The organism is Streptomyces acidicola (assembly GCF_009377235.1).
GTDB lineage: Bacteria > Actinomycetota > Actinomycetes > Streptomycetales > Streptomycetaceae > Streptomyces > Streptomyces acidicola.
In genome coordinates, this window is the sequence record NZ_VMNX01000063.1 from 19,179 (window position 1) to 41,952 (window position 22,774).

Consider the following 22,774-nt stretch of genomic DNA (forward strand, 5'->3'; position numbering starts at 1 on the left):
GACGGCGTCGGCAACCAACTCGCGGTGAACGCGGTCGCCGCGGCGGACGGCGCTCCACAGTCGCCGTACATGAGGCCGGACGGCGTTCCGCTCACTCCGGAACAGGTGCTGCGCCGGCCGAAGAGCGATCCCGTCTTCGTGGACGTGGCGGCGTACACCGATTACTACCGACTCCGGGCCAGTGTCTCCCGGGGGGCCAAAGAGGTCGGCGACTACCATCGGTACGACTGGCCGGCCGCCCACAACCCGGTCCTGACCGCGGCTTCGGCGGACACGGCGTTCCAGCAGTTCGGCTGCAACAACGGCGAACCGATCCCGCTCAACCCTCTCCACAGCCAGCCCTACGCGCGGGCGCTGCTCGTGGCGTTGGAGCGGCATCTCGGTATCGCCGGACCGACAAAGCCGATGCCGTCCGAGCGGCTGTTCACAGCTGGAGAACGTCCCGCCGACCCGGCGCTGCTCAACGGCCTGCCCGATCAGGAAGTGACGGTGCCTGGGACCGATGCCGACGGCATCCCGCTCGGAGGCGTGCGCTTCCCGGCGGCCGACCTGCCGCTGGGCTCTCCGTTCCCACCCGCGGTGACACCGGTGTCCACCGTGAGCATCACCGCGGTCTGCGGCAACTACGGTGGCTGGCAGCCCTATTCGGCGCAGGAACTGCTCCAGCGCTACAGCTCGCTCGACGACTACCTGGCCGCTTATGACGGCCTGGTCACCCGACTGGTCGGGGACGGACTGCTGCTGGACCTCGACCGGCAGTCGCTTCTGGACCGGGCGGCCGCGGAGTGGGCGCAGGCTCCGACAAAGTCCTGACTCCCGCTTCCTGCCCTCGACCGATCCCCGCAGCGGGATCCACTCTTACCCGGGTCGTTCGAGTGCCCCGCCCGTGCACCGCACGGGCGGGGCAAGGGTGCGTACGGCCAAGTCGTCCACCGCCCGCGGACCGCTACCTCGGAGCCGCGGTCGAGCCGCGTACCACCAGCCGGGAACCGACGCGGATCAGACGGCCGGCGTCGTCCGGGGCGGCGCCGGCGTCGTCGGGGCGGTTGTCGATCCGGCGCAGCAGCTGCTCCACGGCGAGTTCGCCGAGGTCGCGGGCGCTGTTGTCGACCACGGTGATCGGAGGGTGCCAGTAAGGGAACCAGGGTGCCTCCTCATGGCACACGAGAGAGAGCTGTTCCGGCACCCGGACGCCGAGCTGGACCAGGGCCCCGAGAGTCCCGAACGTCGCCTCGTGGTTGGCGCTGTACAGAGCTGTGGGCGGATGGGCCGCGGCCATCAGCCGCATGACCGACTCCGTACCGAACGGCACGGTGTAGGGGCCACGCGCGACCAGGGCGGGATAGGGCTCGATCCCGGCGGCGGCGAGGGCGGCGACGAAACCGGAGTAACGGTCGCGTCCGGAGTCGACCTCCGGCGGGCCGCCGATGAAGGCGATGCGCCGGTGTCCCATGCCGAGCAAGTGCTGGACCGCCAGCTCGGCGCCCTCCCGATCGCCGGCCATCACGCAGTCGCCGGAGACGCCGACGGGTGCGCGCATCAGGTTGACCACCGGGATGCCGGCCGCACTCACCTGCCGGACCATGTCGGTGTTCTCGCCGGTGCCCACGATGACCAGCCCGTCGACGCGGTGGTCGAGGAGCGTGTCCAGGTAGCGGCGTTCACGTGCGGGGTCCGAGTCGGTGACGCACAGCAGTACCTGGTAGCCGCACTCGTCCAGCCGCTGCTGGAGCACCTCGGTGATGACGTGGAACGAGGCGTTCACCAGGTTGGTGATCACCAGTCCTATGAGATTGCTGCGTCGCGTACGCAGTCCGCTGGCGACCCTGTTCGGGCGGTAGCCGAGGCGCTCCGCCGCCGACTGCACCGCCCGCCGCGTCTGGGCACTGACCCGGCTGGAGCCGCTCAGCACCCGTGAGGCCGTGCTCTTGGAGACCCCTGCGGCCTCGGCCACCTCGTCCAAGGTGACTGCCACCCGGTCCACCCCCGATCGTGGAATCGATCCCATTGAGTCCCCGCTCGTCGACCGGGGTGCCATCTCCATCATCGCAGACGATGTCGAGTCGGTGGCGTAAACACTACGTTTCGGAGGCTATTTTCGGCCACCGCCCCTTGACTCTCCCTTCCGCGGCCTGCCAGCGTGCTGTGCAATCGATCCCACAAGGTGTCCCTGACCATGTCGCGGACGCTCGATCGGAGCTCACCATGAACACTTCGGGCGCCATGCCCTGGCGCGGCTACTGGCCCGCCGCCCCCACTCCGTTCGCCGCCGACGGCTCGCTCGACGTGGACGCCTGGCGTGCGTTGCTCCGGCTGTACGCGGAGCAAGGCGTCCACGGCGTCCTGGTGAACGGCACGACCGGTGAGTGGTTCTCCCAGACCGCCGAGGAGCGGCGCCAGGTCGCCGAGATCGCGGTCGCCGAACTCTCCGGACGGATACCCGTGGTGATCGGCTGCGGCGCGTACACCGCGCAGGAGTGCATCCGGTACGGCGAACACGCCCGCTCCATCGGAGCGGACGGCATCCTCACCACCCCGCCGCCGTACGTCCACCCGAGCCAGGACGAGATCGTCGCCTTCTACACCACCCTCGGCGAGGCGGTCGACCTTCCGCTCATGGTCTACAACTGGCCGCGCGGCACCGCCGTCGACATCACCGTCGACACCCTGCTCAAGCTGACCGAACTGGACACCGTCGTCGCCGTCAAGGACAGCTCCGGCGACGAGCTGAAGGTCGCCGACACCTGCGCGGCCCTGGCCGGCCGGGTCCAGGTCTTCGGCCGCTTCATCCACCGTCGGGGGATGGCCGTCATGGCCGAGTTCGGCGGTGCGGGAAACATCGACGGCGGCGGCCTCGGTGCGCTGTTCGCCGTTCCCTTCTACGAGGCCTACTGGGCCGGTGACCTCGATCTGGCCCGGACATGGTCCGCTCGCTACGAACGGCTTGTGAACCTGCTCGTCAACGACGACTACAGCTCAAGGTTCGCCTCACCCACCTCGCAGCTCAAAGCCGCGATGCGGCTGCTCGGGCAGCCCGGGGGGCACGTACGCCCGCCGCTGCTCCCCCTGGAGGACCCGTCCGCGCTGACCCGTCTGTCGGCGGCGCTCGACGAGGCCGGGCTGCAGCCCTGTTCCACCAGTACCGGAAAAAGGTGAACCGACCGTGCGCAGACTCCTCATTGCGGCCTCCGCATCCGCCGCCCTGCTGCTGACGGCCACGGCCTGTGGCAGCCAGTCCTCGTCCTCGTCGTCTTCCTCGTCCTCCGCCGCGTCGAGCGGCTGCACGCCCAAGCTGGGCAAGAGCGACCTGGTCACGGCGGGCACGCTGACGATATCGACGAACGCGACCCTGCCGCCCATGCAGTACCTGGACTCCTCCAGCAAGATCGTCGGCATGCGGGTGGACCTCGGCAACGAGATCGCGGGGCTCCTCTGCCTCACCCCGAAGTTCGTCAACATCCCCTTCGACGCGCAGATCCCCGGCGTCCAGTCGGGCCGCTGGGACATGATCGACACCGGCATGTTCTACACGCCCGAGCGGGCGAAGACGATCAAGCTCGTCCCCTACGAGATTCAGGGCGTCGCCGTCTCGGTCGCCAAGGGCAACCCGAAGAAGATCACCTCCGAGGACGATCTGTCGGGCCGGACCATCGCCGTGGAGGCGCCGGGTTACGAGTTCGACACCCTCACCGCGCTCAACAAGAAGCTCAAGGCCGAAGGCAAGAAGCAGGTCACCGTCCGCACCTTCACCACCACGGCCGACGCCTACCAGGCACTGTCGGCCGGCCAGGTGGAAGGCGTGGCAATCGTCGAATCGGTCACGAGCTACTACCAGAAGGACGGCGCCTTCGAGACGGCGGTGAAGGGCGTGAACCCGGCGCCGCTCGCGCTCGGATTCGGCAAGCAGAAGCCCGCCGATGCGGTGGCGGACGCGCTGAACACCCTGCGTGAGAACGGCTACCTGGCCAAGTTGTTCAAGAAGTACGGCGTCACGGCCTACTCCGGCCCGCTCAAGGTGTCCACCGGCGCGATCAGCGCCAAGTAGCGGCCCCGTCATCCACCACGGAAAGGGCGAGACCCATGTGGTCCTGGGAAGCCTTCTTCTCCTTCCTCCACGATCCCCTGCTCCTCCAGGGCGCCTGGACGACGGTCTGGCTGACGGCGGTCAGCATGGCGCTCGCCCTTCCGCTCGCCGTGCTCGTGGCGCTCGGCAGAGCGTCCGGATTCGTGCCGCTGCGGCTGGTCACCGGCGGCTACGTCTGGCTGATGCGGGGCACCCCGCTGCTGGTCCAGCTCGTCATCATCTACACGGGCCTGCCCCAGCTGGGCCTGCGCCTCGGCGTCATCACCTCGGCCCTGGTCGGCCTTGTCCTCAACGAGGCGGCGTATCTGTCGGAGATCGTCCGGGCCGGGGTGCTGTCGGTCCCGCGCGGTCAGTCGGAGGCCGCGCGCGCCCTGGGCATGCCGCCCTGGAAGGTGTTCCGGGTGGTGGTGATGCCACAGGCCCTGCGGGTGATGGTCCCGCCGCTCGGCAACAGCTTCAACGGCCTGCTCAAGACGACGACGCTGGTCTCGGTCATCTCCGTCGAAGAGCTGCTGCGCCGCACGCAGTTCGCCGTGCAGACCAACTTCCGGGTCCTGGAGGGCCTTACGGCCGCGGCCCTGTACTACCTCGCGATGACCACCCTGTGGGGCCTCGTCCAGCGGTGGCTGGAGGCGCGCGTCGGCCGCGGGCACCAGGCCCGGCCGAGCAGCGGCCGCCGTACCAGGAACGCGGCACTCGAATTGGAGACCCGATGACCATCGAGACCGTCGTGGAAGCGCACCAGGTCCGCAAGTCGTACGGCGACGTCGACGTCCTCAAGGGCATCGACCTGACGGTCCGGCAGGGCGAGGTCGTGCTCGTCCTGGGCCCGTCGGGCGGCGGCAAGAGCACGTTCCTGCGCACCCTCAACCATCTGGAGACCCCGGACTCGGGCACCGTCACCATCTGCGGCGAGCGGATCGGCTACGGCGAGAAGGGCGCGCTGCGCGAAAGCCGGATCGCCCTCCAGCGCAGGCGCACCGGGATGGTCTTCCAGCAGTTCAACCTGTTCCCGAACATGACCGCGCTCGACAATGTGGCGGCCGGCCCGGTGCACGTGAACCGCGTACCCAGGGCTGAGGCGCGCGCCGCGGCAGGCGAGCTGCTGGCCATGGTGGGCCTGGCCGACAAGACCGGCAACTACCCCGCCCAGCTCTCCGGCGGCCAGCAGCAGCGGGTGGCCATCGCCCGTGCCCTGGCCATGCGCCCGCAGCTGCTGCTCTTCGACGAACCGACATCGGCGCTGGATCCGGAGATGGTCGGGGAAGTGCTCGATGTCATGGTCCGGCTCCGTGAGGAGGGCATGACCATGATCGTCGTCAGCCATGAGATGGGCTTCGCCCGAGCGGCGGCCGACCGGGTGGTGTTCATCAGCGACGGTGTGGTGGTGGAGGACAAGTCCCCGGACCTCTTCTTCGCCGCCCCGGAGCACCAACGCACCCGCCAGTTCCTGGACCGGATCCTCTGACCTCTGTGAGCACTGCCATGAGCACCGCCAAACGCACACCCCGTATCCCCGAGACCGTCACCGTGACCATCGACGGCACCCGCACCCAGGCCTGGGCCGGCCAGTCCGTGACCGCCGCCCTGGTCGCGGCCGGCGTCTGGGCGCTGCGCCGCAACCCGGTCGACGGCCGGCTACGCGGCCCGTTCTGCGGAATGGGCGTCTGTCTGGAGTGCGAGGTGACCATCGACGGCCGCCCGGGCTCCCGCAGTTGCACCGCGCACGTCACCGACGGCATGGACATCCGGACGGCGACGCATGGCTGACCTGGAGACGGACGTCGCGGTCGTCGGGGGCGGCCCCGCCGGACTGCACGCGGCGCTGGTGCTGGCGAGGGGCGGGCTGAACGTCGTACTCCTCGACGAGTCCGACGAACTGGGCGGCCAGTACTACAAGCGCCGGGCACCGCAACTGACCGCTGCCTTCGGTGACTTCCGCCCGCGCGGCACCGAACTCATCCGCGAGGTGCGGGCGGCGGGCGTCGCCTGCCGCACCGGCACACTGGTCTGGGGCGCCGAGGACGACGGGCGCACCCTTTTCACCTCGGATGTCCACACCGGCACCCTCGGCCGGGTCCGGGCCCGGGCCACGCTTGCCGCCACGGGCGCGTACGAACGTTCCCTGCCCTTTCCCGGATGGACGCTGCCGGGCGTGGTCACCCCCGGGTTCGCGCTGCACCTGGCCACCATGGACCGGGTGCCCGTGGGCCGGCGGGTCGTGCTGGCCGGGACGGGTCCCTTCCTGCTCCCGGTGGCCTGCGCGCTGCTGGAGGTTGGCGCCAGGATCGAGGCGCTGGTCGAGCTGAACCACCCGTACCGGCCAGGGGCGGACACGGCCGTCGGCGCACTGCGGCAGCCCGCACGGCTGGCGGAGGCGGCACGCTATCTCCTGACCCTCGCGCGTCACGGAGCGCGCGTCGAGCAGGGAGCCCGCGTTCTGGCCGCGTACGGCGGCACGCGGGTCGAGGCCGTGGAGATCGCTCAGGCGGACGGCAGGGTACGGCGGCTGGAGACCGACGCGGTGTGCGTGGGCTTCGGCTTCCGGCCCAGTACGGAACTGCCCCGGCTGCTGGGCTGCCGTACCGAGCCCGACCCGACCGGCACGGAACGGCTTCCGGTCGTCGACGCGGACGGCGCGACCTCGGTGGACGGGCTGTACGCCGCCGGGGACTGCGCCGGCATCGCGGGCGTGCACGCGGCGGGCGTACGGGGCGAGTTGGCCGCGCACGCGATCCTGCGCCGCCTGACCTCCGGCCCCGGCGACCCTCGCCGGGTGGCGGCACTGCACCGCCGGGCCCGCTCACTGAACCGTTTCGCGGCGCTGGCCGACCGCCTCTACCCGCTGCCCGCCGACGCCGTGGCCGCCATTCCCGACGCCACAGAGGTGTGCCGCTGCGAGGCGATCAGCGCGGGCGAGATCCGGCAGGCCGTCGCGACCGGCTGGAACGACCTGCACGGCACCAAGGCCGCCACCCGGGCCGGTATGGGCCCCTGCCAGGGACGCGAGTGCGGGCACATCGTCGCCGCCCTCGCCGCGCGGGGCGAGCCGGAGTGCTTCGCCGCCCGCATGCCCCTGCGACCGCTGCCCATGGCCGCCACGGTCGAAGGAGAGGAGGACCGATGAACCGGCCCGACGTCATCGTCATCGGCGCCGGCATCCTCGGCGCGAGCACCGCCTTCCACCTCGCCGAACGCGGTCATCGTGTCGTGGTGCTGGAGCGCGGCGCACCCAACCGCGAAGGCTCCGGCACCACGGCCGGCAACCTCCACATCCAGGCCATCCACACCCGTCGCCCCGGCCAGGAGGTCCCGGTCGACAGCGCCCGTCTGCTGCCGCTTCAGCGCCGGGCGTCCGACCACTGGGCGCAGATCGAGGAACGGCTCGGCGCCGACGTGGAGTTGCGGCGCGGCGGCGGCTTCATGGTCGCCGAAACCGCCGCACAGGAAGAGGAGCTGCGCGAGAAGCACGAGTGGGAACGAGCGGCGGGCATCCCCACCGAGGTACTCACCGGCGACGAGGCCCGTGAGCGGCTGCCATTGCTGTCGCAGCGGGTGCGCGCCGCCAGTTGGTGCCCGCTCGACGGCTATGCCAACCCGCTCCTGATCACCCCAGCCTATCTGGCCGCCGCCCGTCGCCACGGCGCCCACCTGCACCCGTTCACCCCGGTGACGGGCATCCAGCGGATCGGTGACGGCTACACGGTGCGTTCGGGCGACCGCAGTTGGACGGCGCCGGTCGTCGTCGACGTGGCGGGGCCGTGGATCACCGACATCGCCGCGCTGGCCGGAATCCACGTCCGTATGTCACCGGTGGCGATCCAGATGCACGTGACCGTACGCGTACCGCCGGTGATGCACCACCTGGTTCAGCACATCGGCGAAGGCATGTCGGTCAAGCAGGTCAGCGCCGGCAACCTGCTGATCGGCGGTGGCTGGCCCGCCGCCCGCCTGGACATGGACGGCCGCAGCACCGTCAGCCTGCCGAGCATGGCCGGCAACCTTGCCCAGGCGGGGCGGATCCTGCCGTTCCTGGGCGATCTGCGGCTGCTGCGCATGTGGGCCGGACCGCTCGCAGCGACCCCGGACGAGATGCCGGTGATCGGCGAGGTCCCGGGCCACCCCGGGTTCTTCGTCGCGGGCGGCACCTACGCGTTCACCCTGGCGCCCGTGTGGGGGGACACGCTGGCCCGGCTGATCGCCGGTGAGGCCCCCGCCGACCCGGTGGACGATCTCGGCCCCGGCCGCCTGATGTACGACGCCACCACCCCCGTTCTCTGAACCCGTCGACGAGAGAGGCACCGCACCATGACCACCCTGAAGATGTTTGTCAACGGCCAGGCGATGTCGGGAGGATCCCTCAACCACGCGCTGCGCGACGCCCGCCTGCTCGGTCCCGCCCGCACGGCACCCGCCTACCGCTTCTACTCCGTACGTGACGAGTTCCCCGGTCTCCACCCGGTCACGGAGGGCGGCGCGGCGATCCGGGGCGAGGTGTACGAGGTCGGTTACGAGGTGTTGCGCGAGAAGCTGCTCCCCGAGGAGCCGGCGGAGCTCGAACTGGGCGTCATCACCCTGGAGGACGGCTCGGGTTCGTTCTCGATGCGGATGCGCGCCCAGGCGCTGACGGCCCCCGGCGTCACGGACATCACCAAGCACGGCGGCTGGCACGCCTACCTGTCCACCCGCTGACCGTCGATTCCCGCCTTTCACCTGCTCGTTGGAGGTCTCTCATGTCCTATCCGCAGCCGATCGACCTCGTCGTCCGAGGTGGCACCGTGGTCAACGCCGACTGGCAGGGCGCCGCCGACGTCCTGATCGGCGGCGGAAAGGTGCTCGGAGTGGTGGAACCGGGCGCGTACCGCTCGGCGCAGCCCCCCGGCACCACCGAGATCGACGCCTCCGGGCGCCTCGTACTCCCCGGCGGTGTGGACCCGCACTGCCATGTCGGCTTCACCTCCGGGGACTTCACCTCCCTGGACGACTACCTGCAGGCGACCACCGCCGCTGTCTTCGGCGGTACGACGACGATCGTGGACTTCGCCATCCCGCGCCCCGGCGAGAACCCGGCCGACGTCGCCGCGGCCCAGCGAGCCAAGGCGGAGCAGGGCCTGTGTGACAGCGCGCTGCACGCGTGTGTGGTCGAGTGGGACGACACGGTGCCGGAACAGCTGCGGTCGCTGACCGCCGACGGCATCGTCACGGTGAAGATGTTCACGACGTATCGCGGCGAGACCATGGCCGACGAGAAGACGATCCTCAATGTGATGACGACACTGCGGGATCTGGGCGGCATGGTTGTCATCCACTGCGAGGCCGACCACATCATCGCCGACACGCAGGAGCGCGGCGAGGCGGCCGGCACGATCGGCGCATGCCACCACGCCGATACGAGGCCGGAGCTGGCCGAGAACGCGTCGGTGGCGGAGATCCTGGCGATCGCCGAGTCGGTCGCGGCTCCCGTCTACTTCGTCCACCAGTCGACGCCCGAGGCGGTGGACCTGGTGGCGCGGGCCCGGGGCCGAGGGGTGCGCGCCTTCACGGAGACGGTGGCCCATCATCTGACCCTGGACGACACGGCGTACGCGGGCCCGCATCCGGAGCGCTTCGTGTGCTGCCCCCCGCTCCGCGACGCCGGCACGGTGGCGGGACTGCGGTCACGGGTGCTGATGGGTCAGGTGGCGACGATCGGCAGCGATCACTGCTGCTACGACACCGCCCAGAAGGAGTCGGTGAGCCACGACGTGCGGGCGATGCCCAACGGCCTGCCGGGGGTGGAGACGCGCATGCCGGTGGTCTTCAGCGAACTGGTGGTCAAGGGCGGTCTGCCGGCCGGGCGCTTCGTCGAGGTGATGTGCGCCAACCCGGCCAGGCTCAACGGCCTCTACCCCCGCAAGGGGGTCATCGCCCCCGGCTCGGACGCGGACCTGGCCGTCTGGGACCCCGCGGTCACGCGGACCGTCCGCAGCGCGAACCTGCACATGGCGACGGACTACACACCGTACGAGGGCATGCAGATCACCGGCTGGCCGGAGACCGTTGTGGTGGGCGGACGGCTCGTCGTGGCGGCGGGCCGGCTCACGGCGCCCGAACCTCTCGGCCGTCACCTGCGCTCGGGCCCGCTGAGCCGGTCTCTGGTCTGCTGACCTCCACGGAGGCCAACGGCCTTGACGCACAACGGCGGGCGGCGGCCCCGGCGGCGCGAAAGGTGCCGTCGCGGAGCATCGCGAAGAGCACGTCGCCCTGTCGCCTGGCGAGGCAGAGGAAGGCTTGGGTGTGGTGCTTTCCCTGGGCGGTCTTCCTGTCTGGTGGGCCGGGAGACCGGGTTGGCCAGAGGGCCAGGGCGGACAAGGCCGGCAGCGACCGGCTGCAGACCGATCTGGCAGACCTGCGCCGAGCTGGACGAGGACCGCGGCCGTGACCCGATCGGTGCTTGGCAGCAGGCCCGCCACTGCTACACCCAGGCCCGGGACCACGCCGGCGCCGCCCTCGCGACCGCCCGGCTCGGGCAGGCCGTGGTCGCGGCAGGATGCGCCGAGGAGGCGCTGGCCCTCCTGACCGGTGCTACCGCCTGCCTTTCCGGCGCCACAACACGTTGCGGGCCGTCCCGCGTACGCTTCACGCCGACAGCTCCCGCAGCTGAGCGATCCGCGTGGCGTGGCCGGTCAGCGGATGCTGCCGGACCACTGCGGGAGTGGGAAATTCCAACTTCCTCGTGGAGATCCGCCCTCTTCGGCGGGAGGCCCCTGCCGACTCGGTAGCAGCGTGCAAGCTGCCTGGCTGCCGGGCAGATGGAGGGATCTCCGGCACAGCTCCGGCTTTTCGGTGATGCGGGACCGATGGCACGCGGCCCGCAGGCCCCGCAGAGCGGTGCGTTTGCGGGGGAGTGTTGCCTTCCTGGATTCGGGGTTGTCAGCTTCCGGGCGGAGGGACTGCGGCAGGTGCGGAGTCCCGGAGGATGAGGGTGTGGGGCAGCACGGTGACCCGGGGGACGTCGTGGCCCGCGACGGCGGCGAGGAGAGTGTCCACCGCGCGGCGGCCGTAGGCGTCGAGGTCAGTGCTCACGCAGGTCAGGGACGGTCGCATGTAGGCAGCCACGGGGACGTCTTCACAGACGATGATCGCCACGTCGTCCGGGACGTCGAGATCTCGTTCTGCCAGTGCGCGAAGGGCACCGAGGGCCATCGGTACGTTGGCCGCGACGATCCCCTCGGGAATGGTCCCTTCGGCGAGGAGGGCTGCGACGGCTCGCATCGCGGGCTCGGTCTGGAAGCCGCCGTCGAGCATGAGCCGGGGTTGGGTACGGTGGCCGGCGTCACGGCAGCCCGCCCGGTAGCCGTCGGCGAGGCGTTGTGAGTACGCGGAGGCCCCGCCGCCGAGGAAGGCCACTGGCCAGCGCCCCAGGTCCAGCAGATGCCGGGTGGCGTCATGGGCCGCGGCCGTGCGGTCCACGACCACGGCAGGGACCGGGACGGACTGGAGGTGCTGGGAGGTGGTGACGGCGGCGATGTCTTGCGCGAGGAAGGCCGTCAGCGCCTCGTGGACGGCCGGGACGTCCAGGTTGTCGGCGGTCGCGATGAGGATGCCGTCGATGCCGCGCTTCGGCAGGGAACGCAGGAAGCCGACCAGCCGGTCCTGCCTGTGGTCGAGGTCGCAGAGCAGGACGCTGTAGCCCTTTTCCTCGGCCGCCAGTTCCACGGCCTTCGCCAGGCGACCGTGGAACGGCTGGGCGATGTCGCCGACCAGCAGGGCCAGAGTCTCGAACGTGCCACGGCGCAGCCCCCGGGCAAACGTGCTGGGCTGGTAGTTGAGACGTGCTATCGCGGCGAGGACCCGGTCCCGCTTGTCCGGGGTGACGATATCGGGCTGGTTGAGTACACGGGAAACAGTGGATGGTGACACTCCGGCGGCGCGCGCGACGTCGCTGATGTTGACCATGGCCACCGTTCCGGATCGGATTGTCTTCTGTGGGCAGCTTACCGTGGGTGATTGACCCACAGCCGCCCGCGAACAGCGCGTACAGGTCTGGCCGGACGCCCCGCAACGGCATGGCACCGTCGGCACTTGTGTCCACCGTCCGGGCTGGCCGTGGGCCGTGCCGACGCCCGCCTGGGTTCAGGGCTGTTCTTCTCTCGGGGCGGGCCGGGCAGACAGTGTCCGGCGTCAGACCGTGACGCCGCTGACGGTATCGAGGAACAGCCGTTGGTAGCGTTCGCGGTCGACCCCCAATGCGACATCGATGCGCCGTGCGGTGCCGCGGCCGGGCGGGGGAGTGTCGTGTGTGCTGGTGCGGTGGTCGACGACGGTCTGTCCGCGGGTCTGCTCACCGACCAGGCACACCTCAACAGGCAGCGTGCGCGTGGTGAGTCCGGCCGGGTCGGCGACCGCGCACACCGCTCCGGCGTCGCCGATCGACCCTCCCCCCGGTATCGGGATGCGTGTGTCACCGCCGGAAGCCATCGCCCGATGGCGCAGAAGCCGCCCAGCCAGGTTTGCCCCGCTGTCCGTGTGGAGGATCAGCTTGTCGATGTCCTCGCTCCCCAGCGCCACCTCGTAGAAGACATCGAGTCCGTACATCGTCATCGGCACACCGGAGCCGAGCACGATCGCGGCAGCCTCCGGGTCGTGCCAGACGTTGAACTCCGCGACTGCCGTGGCGTTGCCGACGGCAGCCGAGCCGCCCATGAAGACGATCCGTTCGAGGTTGCCGGCCACTTCGGGGTAGGCGCGCAGCAGCAGCGCGATGTTCGTCATCGGTGCCAGCGGCACCAGCGTCACCGGGTCCGGGCTGGCGAGTATCTCGCGCCGCATCAGTTCCACCGCATGGATGTCGACCGGCTGCCGGATCGGTGTGGGAAGGTCGAGGTCGGCGAGCCCGTCCTGGCCGTGGACGTGAGTGGCGTCATGTGGTTCGGCGAGCAACGGCCGTTCGGCACCGCGCGCGACCGGCACGTCGTCGGCACCGGCCGCTTCCAGGACGGTAAGGGTGTTGCGGACGACGGCGTCCACGTGCGTGTTGCCCGCCACGCAGCTGACCGCACGGAGCCGCAGGCCGGGATGGCGTACGGCGAACAGGATGGCGAGCGCGTCGTCCACACCGGTGTCGACGTCGAGGATGATGTTCTTCACGGCCGGGATTACTCCTTGCTTTCCATGGCTTCGGCAACTTCGCTCAGCGGCGATTCACTGGTGAACGTGATCGATACGTGGTCGATCACGTGCGGCGGGAACGGGAAATCGCCTGTGTAGCCGGCTGAGACCTGGCTGACAGGGTCGCGCCCGACGTCCATTCCCCAGAACGCCAGGTGCGGCAAGGTGAGCGGTATCTCGGCCTTGCCGACCGGTTCGGCTCCATGGAGCAGGACGAGCCGCGCCGACCGGTCGTCACGACGGTGCAGGGCGAAGCCGGCCTCGCAGTCACCGGCTGGCAGTTCGGTATCGGCGGTGCAGATGACGCGTTGTCCGAGCGCTGCGTGCTCGAAGGTGAGCCGCCCCTTGCGGACGTACAGGACGTAGCCGCCCTGTACATTGCCACTGGCCAACAGCACACCCTCGTCGCCCGATTGGTGACCGCGCAGTGCGGCGGTGACCTTCATGGAGCGGTCCGTTCCGGTCACCATGCTGCAGAACGGGATGTGCCCCTGGCCCGGGCGCAGCACCAGGCGGTCGCGGCCCATGAGTCCGTTCGGGGACCGCACTCTCAGAAGTTCGACGAGTGTGCGGTCGTCCAGCGGCAGCACGTTGTTGGCGCGTGCTTCGCTCCACCACAGCTCCTGCAGGGCGGCCAGTCGTTGCGGATGCCGGGCGGCGACGTCGTGGGTCTCGGAGAAGTCCGAGGCCGTGTCGTACAGCCTCCAGGTGTCCTCCGCGTACGGGGTCCCCTTGACATGCTCGGTGACCGCCTTCCAGCCGCGGTGCCAGAGCGCGCGGTGCCCGAGCATCTCCCAGTACTGGGTGTCCCGCGTGGACGCCGCGGGATCGCCGAAGGTCGCGCTGATGCTGCGGCCGTGGGTATCGGCGGCGGACGGGGCGCCGATGAGGTCGAGAACGGTGGGCATCACGTCGATGGCGTGCACGAACTGCCGGCGGACCTCGCCGTGTGCGGCGATCCCCCCGGGCCAGGAAACGACCAGCGGGGAGCGCACGCCTCCGAGGTCGACGTACTGCTTGTACCGGCGGAACGGGGTGTTGCCGGCCATCGCCCATCCCTCGGGGTAGTGGGCCGGGCCGTCCCGGCCACCGATCCGGTCCAGGAGGGGAAGCTGCTGGGCCACGCTCTGCGGCGCGCCGCTGTAGGGGCCGTTGGTGTCGACCGCGCCGTTCTGGCCGCCCTCCTTGCTGGCACCGTTGTCGGAGAGGACGAGAACGAGCGTGTCGTCGAGGACGCCGAGCCGCTCCAGCTCGGTGATGACCCGGCCCAGTTGGGCGTCGGCGTGTTCGAGGAATCCGGCGTAGGCCGCCTGGAGGTGCGTGTAGAGCAGCTGCTCGTCGTCGGAGAGGCCCTCCCACGGGGCCACGCCGGGGTTGCGCGGGGCGAGTTCGGTGTCTTCGGGCGCCACACCGAGTTCGATCTGGCGGCGTAGCCGGTCGGCACGCGTACGGTCCCAGCCCTTGGCGAACACCGGCAGGTACTTGTCGATGTACTCGCGTGGCGCCTGGAACGGGGCGTGCGTGGCGCCGAGCGCGAGCTGCAGGAAGAAGGGGCGTCCGGGCCGGTAGGCGACGTGGTCGGAGAGGTAGCGGATGGCTCGGTCGGCGAGATCGGAGCTGAGGTGATAGTCGTCGTCGGACGGCGGCTCGACCTGGTGGTTGTCCTCGAACAGTTCGGGCGTGTACTGGTCGGTGCAGCCGTCGAGGAAGCCGTAGAAGCGGTCGAAGCCGCGCCCCAGCGGCCAGTTGTGGTGCGGGCCGACCGGGGTGACCTCGTGCCGCGGCGCCAGGTGCCACTTGCCGACGAGGTAGGTGCCGTAGCAGCCCTGGCGACGCAGCACTTCGGGCAGCATCGGCACGTCCGGGTCGACCCTGCCGCGGGAATTGGGGAAGCCGGTGTCGGTGTCCGCGAGGAACCGCATGCCGACGGAGTGGTGATTACGGCCGGTGAGCAGGCAGGCGCGGGTCGGTGAGCACAGCGGCGTCACGTGGAAGTCGGTGTAGCGCAGCCCACGATCGGCGAGCGCGTCGATCGTCGGGGTGGCGATCTCCGACCCGAAGCACCCGAAGTCCGCCCAGCCGGTGTCGTCGAGCACCACCATCAGGACATTGGGCCCGCGAGGGAGCCCCTCGTCCGGACCGGGCCACCAGGGGGCCGACTGGGCGACTGTGTCTCCGATGCTGCCACGGAACACGTGCGCTTCCATGCGGTCACACTCCTCACATTCTGAAATCGATTTCAGCCTAGGGTCGAGAGGAATCGAGATCAAGCCCTTGGCCAGGCCGGTTCATCTCATATCTGTGGGGGGCAGGCTCGCCGCACAGCGGAAGCCCATGTGGCCTGTGCTGCTGTCCGGCGTGTTGTGGGTGCGCGCGGCCACTCGGTAGCGATTGCAGTACGAGGAGTGGCAGAGATAGGACCCGCCGCGGATCACTTTGGATGCGCCGCTGGGCGGCCCCTGGGGGTCTTCGCGAGTCTCCCGGGTTTCGGCGGCGTGCCAGGTGGCGCTCCACCAGTCGGCACACCACTCCCAGACGTTCCCGGCGACGTTGTACAGCCCGTAGCCGTTCGGCGCGTAGGCGTTCACCGGGGCTGTGCCGAGGTAGCCGTCCTCGCCCGTGTTCACCTGGGGGAAGCGTCCCTGCCAGATGTTGCAGTGGTGCCGGTTTCGGGGGGTGAGGTCCTGCCCCCAGGGATATCGGGTCTGTTCGAGGCCGCCTCTGGCGGCCATTTCCCACTCGGCCTCGGTGGGCAGCCGCTTGCCGGCCCAGGCCGCGTAGGCGGCGGCGTCGTGCCAGGAGACATGCACGACGGGATGGTTCGGGCGCTCCGCGTATGACGATCCCGGCCCGTCGGGTGCCCGCCAGAAGGCGCCGTCGACGGCGAGCCACCAGGGCGCCTCGGCCACTGCGCCGCGGCGCACAGCTGTGGCGGCCCGGGGATGAACCAGTGCGTAGAACACGAACGACCAGCCCTGCTGTTCGGCGTCCGTGATGTAGCCGGTGTCCTTGACGAAGGCCGCGAACTGTCGGCCGGTCACCGCGTGGGCGTCCATCAGGTACGGCGGGAGCGTGACGGACCGGACCGGACCCTCGCCGTCCTCGGGGAACGCGTCCGGGTCGGCTCCGCCCATCAGGAAACGCCCGCCCGGGACGCGGACCATACCGCGCACGACTTCGCGGGTGTCCCGGCGAGGCGGCTCGAAGGGCAGATCCCTCCGCCCTGTCGCCTGCTCCTGCCCGCCCGTGGGGCCGCAGCACGCACCCATGTCCTTCGCTCCTTGCGTCTGTGCTCATCCGGGGTTGTCGGGGCCGCCGTGCGGGGACGGTTCGCCCGTGACGGGGGCATGACGTTTCAGGTGGCCTGCGCGCTTACCGGAACGTCCGCCCGGCCAGCAGCATGGCTGGTGGTCAAAATCGATTTCAAAGTTGACGTGTCGATAGATCGTCTGCGTTGCTTCCCCCTAGGGCCCTTCTGATGGATCTCCGCGGCGTCGCGACGCCCGGCACGCACGCTCGACGCACGCCGCGAAGGGACAGGTGGCTCCGCCACATGACCCTCCACGCCGCACGCCGATCGCACGCACCGGACGCCGCTCCTTCCTCCACGGAGATCCATCAGAAGGGCCCTAGCGGTCGGCCTGGTCGGTGAGCCAGGGCGGGTGGGCGACGATGTCGTGCCGCCCGTGGTCGCGCCAGGCCTCCCGGCGGTTGTGCCGGGGCAGTTCGGCGACTCGGAGGCCGCTCGTGTCCGGCTCGTCGTACTGGGCGAAATAGCTGTTCAGCCGCGTGGTCAGAACCGACACGGTCGTCTCCCACTGCTTCTGCCCGGCAACGTCGGCCGTCTCCCGCGGGTCGCCGTTCAGGTCGAACAGCATCGTCCGCCCGACCGTCGGCTGGTTCACCAGCTTGTTCGCCCGGGTGCGGATCATCCGGGTGTCGCCGTACTCGCCGTACACGGCGTCCGGCCAGTTGGGCTCCGCGCCGCCCCGGCACAACGAACGGAACGACCTGCCGGGATACCGATGCCGACGGCGGACCGCCTCCGGGACGGGCACGTCGGCATGCTCCAGCAGCAGCTCGAACAAGTCGCATTGCGTCACGAATTCGTCGCGCGTCTGGCCGCCGAGCAGAACTCCCGGATGGTTCAGGATCATCGGAACCCTGATGGATTCCTCCAGCATGTTGTACGGCACAGTCGCGTTGCCCTTGCCCCACAACCCGTGATGGCCGGTCATCAGGCCGTGATCCGACAGGTAGACCACGAGGGTGTCGTCGGCCAGGTCCTGCGCCTCGAGCTCGTCCAGGACCCGGCCGACGCCTTCGTCGATCTCCGTCGCGGCGGCGTAGTACTGGGCCAGCGCCTCGCGCGGATCGGTCCGGGTCGGGAACAGCGCTTCACCGGCCATCCGGCCATAGGGATAGACGGGATCATCCGGAATATCCGCGAACGACGCCGTCCGGTACTGACCGACGATCCGCTCGGGGTGGTCCCGCCACGGGCTGTGCGTCGCATAGTGGCCGACGTACAGGAAAAACGGACGGTCGATGTCGCGATCACGGAGGAAGGCGACGGCGTCATCGGTGACCGCGTGCCGGCCGGCGGCCGGAGACACCTGTGACAGGTAGTCTCGCGGCCGCCAGTGATCGAAGCCGGGCCGCTGCTGCTCCGAGCGGCCGAGGTGCCATTTGCCCACCATCGCGGTCTGGTATCCGGCGTCTTGCAACAGGTCGGCGAGCAACGTCTCCCTGCCGAGCCATGGCACAGCGTTCACCTCGGGATCGCGCTCGGCCAGGAAATCGTGCAAGCCGTGCTGGGACGGGAGCAGACCGGTCCAGAACGAGGCACGGGCCGGCGAACACACAGGACTGACGGTGAAGGCGTTACGCATCCGGACGCCTGTGCGAGCGAGGTGGTCGAGAGCGGGGGTTCGGATCTCGGAGTTGCCCGAGCATCCGAGCGCCCACTCGGCATGGTCGTCGCTCAGGAACACCACGATGTTCGGCTGGTTCACGCCTTCCCGCCTCCCTGGTTCGCGTTCTGGATCACTTTGCGGACAGGGCCTGGGTCGCCTGCGCCTGCAGCTGGTCCTGCGCCTGCACCGGTTTGATCGCCCCGCTGAGCACGCCGGCCTCGATGTCCTCCATCGAATTGCGGAACTTCTGCGGCAGGTAGGTCACGATGCCCTGATCACCCACTGCGCCCTCCCAGTGCGCGCCGCCCGTCAGCCCGACCGCGGCAGCGGTGGCGGGGTGCTCCTTCAGGTACGCCGCGTAGGACTTGTCGGTCTGCACGCTGTGCCGGACCGGCAGGTTGCCCGTGCTCATCGCCCACGACGCCTGCGTCTGGGCCGAGGCGAGGAAACGGATGAACTGCCACGACGCCAGCTGACGATCGGCATCGGAGCTGAAGGCCACCAGGCCGGGGCCGTACAACGCCGTGGTCGGGGTGTCGGTCTGCTTGGCCTGCGGCAGCGCGGCGGCGTTCCACTTGAACTTGTCGCCCACTGCCTGGCTCAGGAAAGGAGCCACCCGGCTCGGCCGGATGATGAACGCCGCCTTCCCGGACACGAACTCGTTCTGGTCGGCGGTCTGGGCGTCGCCGGTGCTGGCGAGCTGAGCCGAGCCGGAGTTCACCAGCCGACCGAGCAGACCGAGCGTGTCACCCCACTCCGGCGCGTCGAAAGACGCCTTGCCTTCCGGCGTCACCGGCGAGGTGCCGTAGGAGTAGGCGATCGCGTTCAGAGTGGAGGCGTTCGCATTCGCGGCGTAGCACGTCTTGCCCAGCGCCTTTACCGCCTTGCACTGGCGCTCGAACTCGGCCCACGTCCGGGGCGGGGCGTCGAAGCCTGCCTTACGGAGGAGATCGCCGTTGTAGTAAAGCGCCGCGACGTTCACTGCGAAGGGGAAGCTCAGGTAGGCGCCGCCGTTCATGCTGTAACGGTTCCGCTGCAGCTCGCTCGGGAGGATGTCGCTGATGTCCGACTTGGAGAGACCGACTCCGGCCTTCTTGACGTACGGGGTAAGGTCCAGCACCCGCTTGGACTTGGCGTACTCCAAGACGTTGGGCGGATAAGCGATCGCGACGTCCGGCGCCGATCCGGCCTGCAACGCCGATACCACCTTCTTGTGGACATCCGCGAAGCCGCCGACGAACTGGGGCTCCACCTTGATGTTCGGGTTGGCCGCCTCGAACTTCTTCACCAGTGCGTCGATCGCCGTCCCGTCGGCACCGGTGTAGACATGCCAGAAGCTGATTGTCGTCGGCTTGCTTACCTCGGCCGGGATGTCTCCCTGCTCAGCTTTCGGCGCGGTCGCACCGCTGACCCCGCAGGCGCCGGCGACAAGGGCCACAATGGCGGCGACCCCGGCCCCCGTCAGTCGGCGGCGAGATCTGAGGCGGGCGAGTACGTTCATTTCAGGGCTCCTTCTGCGATGCCGCTGATGACCAGGCGCTGGGACGTGGCGAACAGCACGAGGACCGGCGCGACCGACAGCACTGTCGCCGCCATCAGCAGGTTGACGTAGACGCCGCCTTCCGTCTGGAAGGCGGTGAGGCCAAGCTGCAGCACACGCAGCTCAGGGCGAGAGGTGACGAGGAGGGGCCACAGCAGCGCGTTCCAGGTCCAGACGAAACTGAGCACGAAAACCGTCAGGGAGGTCGTCCGCACCAGCGGGAAGGCGACCGAGCGAAACATCCTGAACTCGGAACAGCCGTCCAGGCGGGCCGCCTCAAGCAGACTCTCCGGCAGCGAATGGAAGCTCTGCCGATACAGGAAGACGCTGAACGCACCTACCAGCCAGGGCATGACCAGAGCGAGGTAGCTGTCGTACCAGCCGAGATCGCGGATCGTCACGTAGTTCGGAATGAAAGTCGCCTCCGCCGGCACCATCACGCTGGCCAGCACGAAGGCAAGCAGAGCACCGCGACCGCGGAAGCGTCCACGCGCCAGCGCGTAGCCGGCCAGCGAGCCGATCACCACGTTGCCGACCCCGGTCAGGACTGCCGTCAGCACCGTGTTCGCCAGGTAGCGAGCGAACGGAGCCTGCCGCAGTGCCTCGACGAAGTTCGAGAAGGCCGGATGGTGCGGCCACAGTGTCGGTGGTGTCGCCAATGCCTCCTGCAGGGGCTTCAGCGCCGTCGTCACCATCCAGTAGAGCGGCACAAGCAGGACCAGGCAGACCGCGGCCAGCCCGAGGTGCGCCGGCAGATTACCGGCCCGGCGGAGGAGCCGGTTCGTCGTTCGCGATTCACTCATAATGGACTCGCTTCCGGGAGATCCAGAACTGGACCAGCGTCAGCGCCGCGACACTCAACGCGAGGAACGTGCCGGTGGTCGCACCCCGCCCGAGCTCGTTGTCTTCGTAGAACTGCCGGACCATCAGCATCGACAAGGTTTCGGAGCTGCCCTGCGGCCCGCCACCGGTCAGGACGTAGATGATGTTGAACTCACGGACGGCGAAGATCAGCGAGATCACGGCGAGAAACAGGATCGTGGGCGACAACAGCGGGACCACGACACTGCGCAGTATGCGGAACTCTCCGGCGCCGTCCATCCTGGCCGCCTCACGGACCTCCTCGCCGATTCCGGCCAGTCCGGACAGCAGGACGATGACGGCGAAGCCCAGCATGTGCCAGATCTGGGCGAGCATCGCCACACAGAGCGCCACACTGGGCCCGGCCCACAGCCCTGGCAGCCGGACCCCGAGCGGTTCGAGGAGCAGGTTGAGCACACCGGTTCCGTCGACCAGCCACTGCCGCGGATCGGCGCCGAACCACGACAGGATCCAGTTGGCCAGACTGCCCTGGTTGGAACCGAAGATCACGCCCCACACCATCGCGGACGCCACTGTCGGCACGACGTACGGCGTGAACACAAGCACCCGGTAGAGGTGGAACTTCGCCAACCGGTACTGCAGCGCGTAGGCGATCGGCAGCGCGAGCAGGATCGTCACCGGTACCGTGCCGACGACGAAGAACAGCGTCACCACGAGCGAGTTCTGGAACTCGGCGCTGCCGACCAGCTCGAGATAGTTGCGCAGACCAACGAACGAGGCTCCGCCCAGTGACCAGTCGGTCAGCGACATCGCGACGTTGAAGACGCTGGCCCAGACGTGAAAAACGCCCAGCAGGATCAGTGCGGGGACGGCGAACAGCAGGCCGGTCAGGTTTCCGCGGCGCCTTTGCCGACGGGTTTCCGGCGCAGCCTCGACGGCTGCGGCATGCGGCGAAGCCTGGGGCGGGGACAAGATCGACACCCTGCGCCTCCCTGGTTTGAAATCGATGTCAGGGACCGTAGGTCTGTGGTCGTCACTTGGTCAATGCCTTCCGGGGATTTGCTTGACATCCCGTGCCCGGAAGGTTGAAATCGATATCAGTGCGAGCGGTGAGGGGTCCCGGTGTCACCTGGCCACGTCGTACCGCTGATCACCGACCAGTTCCAGTGCCAGCGACTCGGCACCACCGACCCGCTGACCCGGAAACCGAACCTGGACCGTCTGTCCGCCGACTGCGTCAACCGTACGAACATGTTCCGCTCGGACCCGCAGTGCACACCGTCGCGGGTGTCGATCCAGACCGGGTGCGCCCACAGGAGGCGGACGTGATGGCGATCTACGGATTCGGCGGGCACACCGGTCAGCCGAGTCCCGACCGGAAGACCGTCGGTCGCGCGGCCGTGCCCGGGAGGACGCCAAATGGCGCCCAGGGCATCTGGACAACGGATCGAGCTCATGACACACCGCAGTGCTCCAGCCCGCCGGGGAATTTCTGACCGCTGCGGCGTGTGCGGTCGGTCTGCTCACCGGATCTTTATTCGTCCCATTGGTCAAGGAAGACGTCGACCAGGTCGGAGCGAGGTTCGGCGGCTCCGTCGTGGAGGGCCTGTTCGGTCCAGATGACCTTGCCGCGGCAGGTGTGGCGGGTGCCCCAGCGCTGGGCGAACTGGGCAACGAGGAACAGCCCGCGGCCGCCCTCGTCGCTGGCCTTGGCACGGCGCAGGTGAGGGGAGGTGCTGGAGCCGTCGGCGACCTCGCAGATCAGGCGGTTGCGGTCGTGAAGCAGGCGGAGCCGGATGGGCTGGGTGCCGTAGCGGATGGCGTTGGTGACCAACTCACTGATGATCAGCTCGGTGGTGAAGGCCACTTGGTCCAGGCCCCACGCCTGCAGCCGGCGACCGGCGTCGCAGCGGACGCGGGCGACGGCCGCGGGGTCGGAGGGCACGTCCCAGTCGGCGACCCGGTCGGGGGCCAGGATCCGGGTGCGGGCGATGAGCAGGGCGACGTCGTCGCGGGGGCGCTCGGGCAGCAGGGCGTCGAAGACTGCCTGGCAGGCGGCCTCCGGGGTGCGGCCGGGGTGCGCCAGGGCGCCTCGCAGGAGGTCCAGGCCGGCATCGAGGTCGCGGTGGCGGTCTTCGATCAGCCCGTCGGTGAACAGGGCCAGCAGGGAGCCCTCGGGCAACTGCAGTGCCGCGGTCTCGAATGGGAGGCTGCCACCCAGGCCGAGGGGTGGGGAGAGGGGGGTGTCGGGGAAGGTGACGG

General features: G+C 69.5%; 21 protein-coding genes. 11 read left to right on the forward strand and 10 right to left on the reverse strand.

What is annotated here, in order from left to right; translation table 11 throughout:
• The first annotated feature begins 24 nt into the window (after positions 1-24).
• On the forward strand, positions 25-813 hold the full coding sequence (locus FPZ41_RS18490; RefSeq protein WP_152864005.1) for an alpha/beta hydrolase domain-containing protein: 789 nt from the start codon (positions 25-27) through the stop codon (positions 811-813).
• 133 nt (positions 814-946) lie between these two features.
• Here FPZ41_RS18490 and FPZ41_RS18495 read toward each other — a convergent pair whose 3' ends face one another.
• The gene (locus tag FPZ41_RS18495; RefSeq protein ID WP_322620403.1) at positions 947-1,975 is read right to left on the reverse strand and encodes a LacI family DNA-binding transcriptional regulator; all 1,029 of its coding nucleotides are present in this window, start codon (positions 1,973-1,975) and stop codon (positions 947-949) included.
• Positions 1,976-2,205: 230 nt separating this feature from the next.
• Here FPZ41_RS18495 and FPZ41_RS18500 point away from each other — a divergent pair, with 230 nt between their 5' ends.
• The 9 genes from FPZ41_RS18500 to hydA are packed head-to-tail and all read left to right on the forward strand — an operon-like array spanning position 2,206 to position 10,230.
• Complete coding sequence (locus tag FPZ41_RS18500) at positions 2,206-3,156, forward strand: dihydrodipicolinate synthase family protein (RefSeq protein WP_152864009.1); 951 nt, start codon at positions 2,206-2,208, stop codon at positions 3,154-3,156.
• A gap of 7 nt (positions 3,157-3,163) precedes the next feature.
• Entirely contained in the window at positions 3,164-4,045 is an 882-nt protein-coding gene (locus FPZ41_RS18505; RefSeq protein ID WP_322620404.1) for an ABC transporter substrate-binding protein, read from the forward strand.
• A 35-nt stretch (positions 4,046-4,080) separates the two neighbouring features.
• Entirely contained in the window at positions 4,081-4,800 is a 720-nt protein-coding gene (locus FPZ41_RS18510) for an amino acid ABC transporter permease (protein WP_152864011.1), read from the forward strand.
• Between the two features lie 2 nt (positions 4,801-4,802).
• Positions 4,803-5,552 (forward strand): amino acid ABC transporter ATP-binding protein, encoded by a 750-nt coding sequence (locus FPZ41_RS18515; RefSeq protein ID WP_309505239.1) that lies wholly within the window; start codon positions 4,803-4,805, stop codon positions 5,550-5,552.
• Positions 5,553-5,569: 17 nt separating this feature from the next.
• Positions 5,570-5,854 (forward strand): (2Fe-2S)-binding protein, encoded by a 285-nt coding sequence (locus FPZ41_RS18520; protein WP_152864013.1) that lies wholly within the window; start codon positions 5,570-5,572, stop codon positions 5,852-5,854.
• Complete coding sequence (locus FPZ41_RS18525) at positions 5,847-7,211, forward strand: FAD-dependent oxidoreductase (protein WP_152864015.1); 1,365 nt, start codon at positions 5,847-5,849, stop codon at positions 7,209-7,211. The genes FPZ41_RS18520 and FPZ41_RS18525 overlap by 8 nt, the downstream gene beginning before the upstream one ends.
• Positions 7,208-8,365: an NAD(P)/FAD-dependent oxidoreductase gene (locus tag FPZ41_RS18530; RefSeq protein WP_152864017.1), complete on the forward strand. Its 1,158-nt coding sequence runs from the start codon at positions 7,208-7,210 to the stop codon at positions 8,363-8,365. The genes FPZ41_RS18525 and FPZ41_RS18530 overlap by 4 nt, the downstream gene beginning before the upstream one ends.
• A gap of 27 nt (positions 8,366-8,392) precedes the next feature.
• Positions 8,393-8,776 carry an allophanate hydrolase-related protein gene (locus tag FPZ41_RS18535; protein WP_131567193.1) on the forward strand — a complete coding sequence of 128 codons (384 nt, stop codon included), beginning with the start codon at positions 8,393-8,395 and terminating at the stop codon, positions 8,774-8,776.
• 41 nt (positions 8,777-8,817) lie between these two features.
• Positions 8,818-10,230, forward strand: a complete 1,413-nt coding sequence (gene hydA, locus FPZ41_RS18540) for a dihydropyrimidinase (protein WP_152864019.1) — start codon at positions 8,818-8,820, stop codon at positions 10,228-10,230.
• Positions 10,231-10,996: 766 nt separating this feature from the next.
• On the opposite strand, the gene FPZ41_RS18550 is transcribed toward hydA, so the two are convergent.
• The 8 genes from FPZ41_RS18550 to FPZ41_RS18585 all read right to left on the reverse strand — a co-directional run bounded on the left by FPZ41_RS18550 (position 10,997) and on the right by FPZ41_RS18585 (position 21,493).
• On the reverse strand, positions 10,997-12,022 hold the full coding sequence (locus FPZ41_RS18550; protein WP_131567182.1) for a LacI family DNA-binding transcriptional regulator: 1,026 nt from the start codon (positions 12,020-12,022) through the stop codon (positions 10,997-10,999).
• A gap of 225 nt (positions 12,023-12,247) precedes the next feature.
• A complete protein-coding gene (locus FPZ41_RS18555) occupies positions 12,248-13,204 on the reverse strand; it encodes a nucleoside hydrolase (protein WP_322620405.1) in 957 nt (318 codons plus the stop codon).
• A gap of 17 nt (positions 13,205-13,221) precedes the next feature.
• Positions 13,222-15,441, reverse strand: coding sequence for an arylsulfatase (locus tag FPZ41_RS18560; RefSeq protein WP_152864023.1), 2,220 nt, complete (start codon positions 15,439-15,441; stop codon positions 13,222-13,224).
• A gap of 81 nt (positions 15,442-15,522) precedes the next feature.
• Entirely contained in the window at positions 15,523-16,503 is a 981-nt protein-coding gene (locus FPZ41_RS18565; protein ID WP_152864025.1) for a formylglycine-generating enzyme family protein, read from the reverse strand.
• A 360-nt stretch (positions 16,504-16,863) separates the two neighbouring features.
• The gene (locus FPZ41_RS18570; RefSeq protein WP_152864027.1) at positions 16,864-18,249 is read right to left on the reverse strand and encodes a sulfatase-like hydrolase/transferase; all 1,386 of its coding nucleotides are present in this window, start codon (positions 18,247-18,249) and stop codon (positions 16,864-16,866) included.
• A gap of 31 nt (positions 18,250-18,280) precedes the next feature.
• A complete protein-coding gene (locus tag FPZ41_RS18575) occupies positions 18,281-19,651 on the reverse strand; it encodes an extracellular solute-binding protein (protein WP_152864029.1) in 1,371 nt (456 codons plus the stop codon).
• Positions 19,648-20,493 carry a carbohydrate ABC transporter permease gene (locus FPZ41_RS18580; protein ID WP_152864031.1) on the reverse strand — a complete coding sequence of 282 codons (846 nt, stop codon included), beginning with the start codon at positions 20,491-20,493 and terminating at the stop codon, positions 19,648-19,650. The genes FPZ41_RS18575 and FPZ41_RS18580 overlap by 4 nt, the downstream gene beginning before the upstream one ends.
• Entirely contained in the window at positions 20,486-21,493 is a 1,008-nt protein-coding gene (locus tag FPZ41_RS18585; RefSeq protein WP_131571978.1) for a carbohydrate ABC transporter permease, read from the reverse strand. The genes FPZ41_RS18580 and FPZ41_RS18585 overlap by 8 nt, the downstream gene beginning before the upstream one ends.
• A 141-nt stretch (positions 21,494-21,634) precedes the next feature.
• Here FPZ41_RS18585 and FPZ41_RS18590 point away from each other — a divergent pair, with 141 nt between their 5' ends.
• Positions 21,635-21,841 carry a sulfatase-like hydrolase/transferase gene (locus tag FPZ41_RS18590; protein WP_152864033.1) on the forward strand — a complete coding sequence of 69 codons (207 nt, stop codon included), beginning with the start codon at positions 21,635-21,637 and terminating at the stop codon, positions 21,839-21,841.
• A 205-nt stretch (positions 21,842-22,046) separates the two neighbouring features.
• Here FPZ41_RS18590 and FPZ41_RS18595 read toward each other — a convergent pair.
• A partial coding sequence (locus FPZ41_RS18595) for an ATP-binding SpoIIE family protein phosphatase (RefSeq protein WP_152864035.1) occupies positions 22,047-22,774 on the reverse strand: 728 nt, incomplete at its 5' end.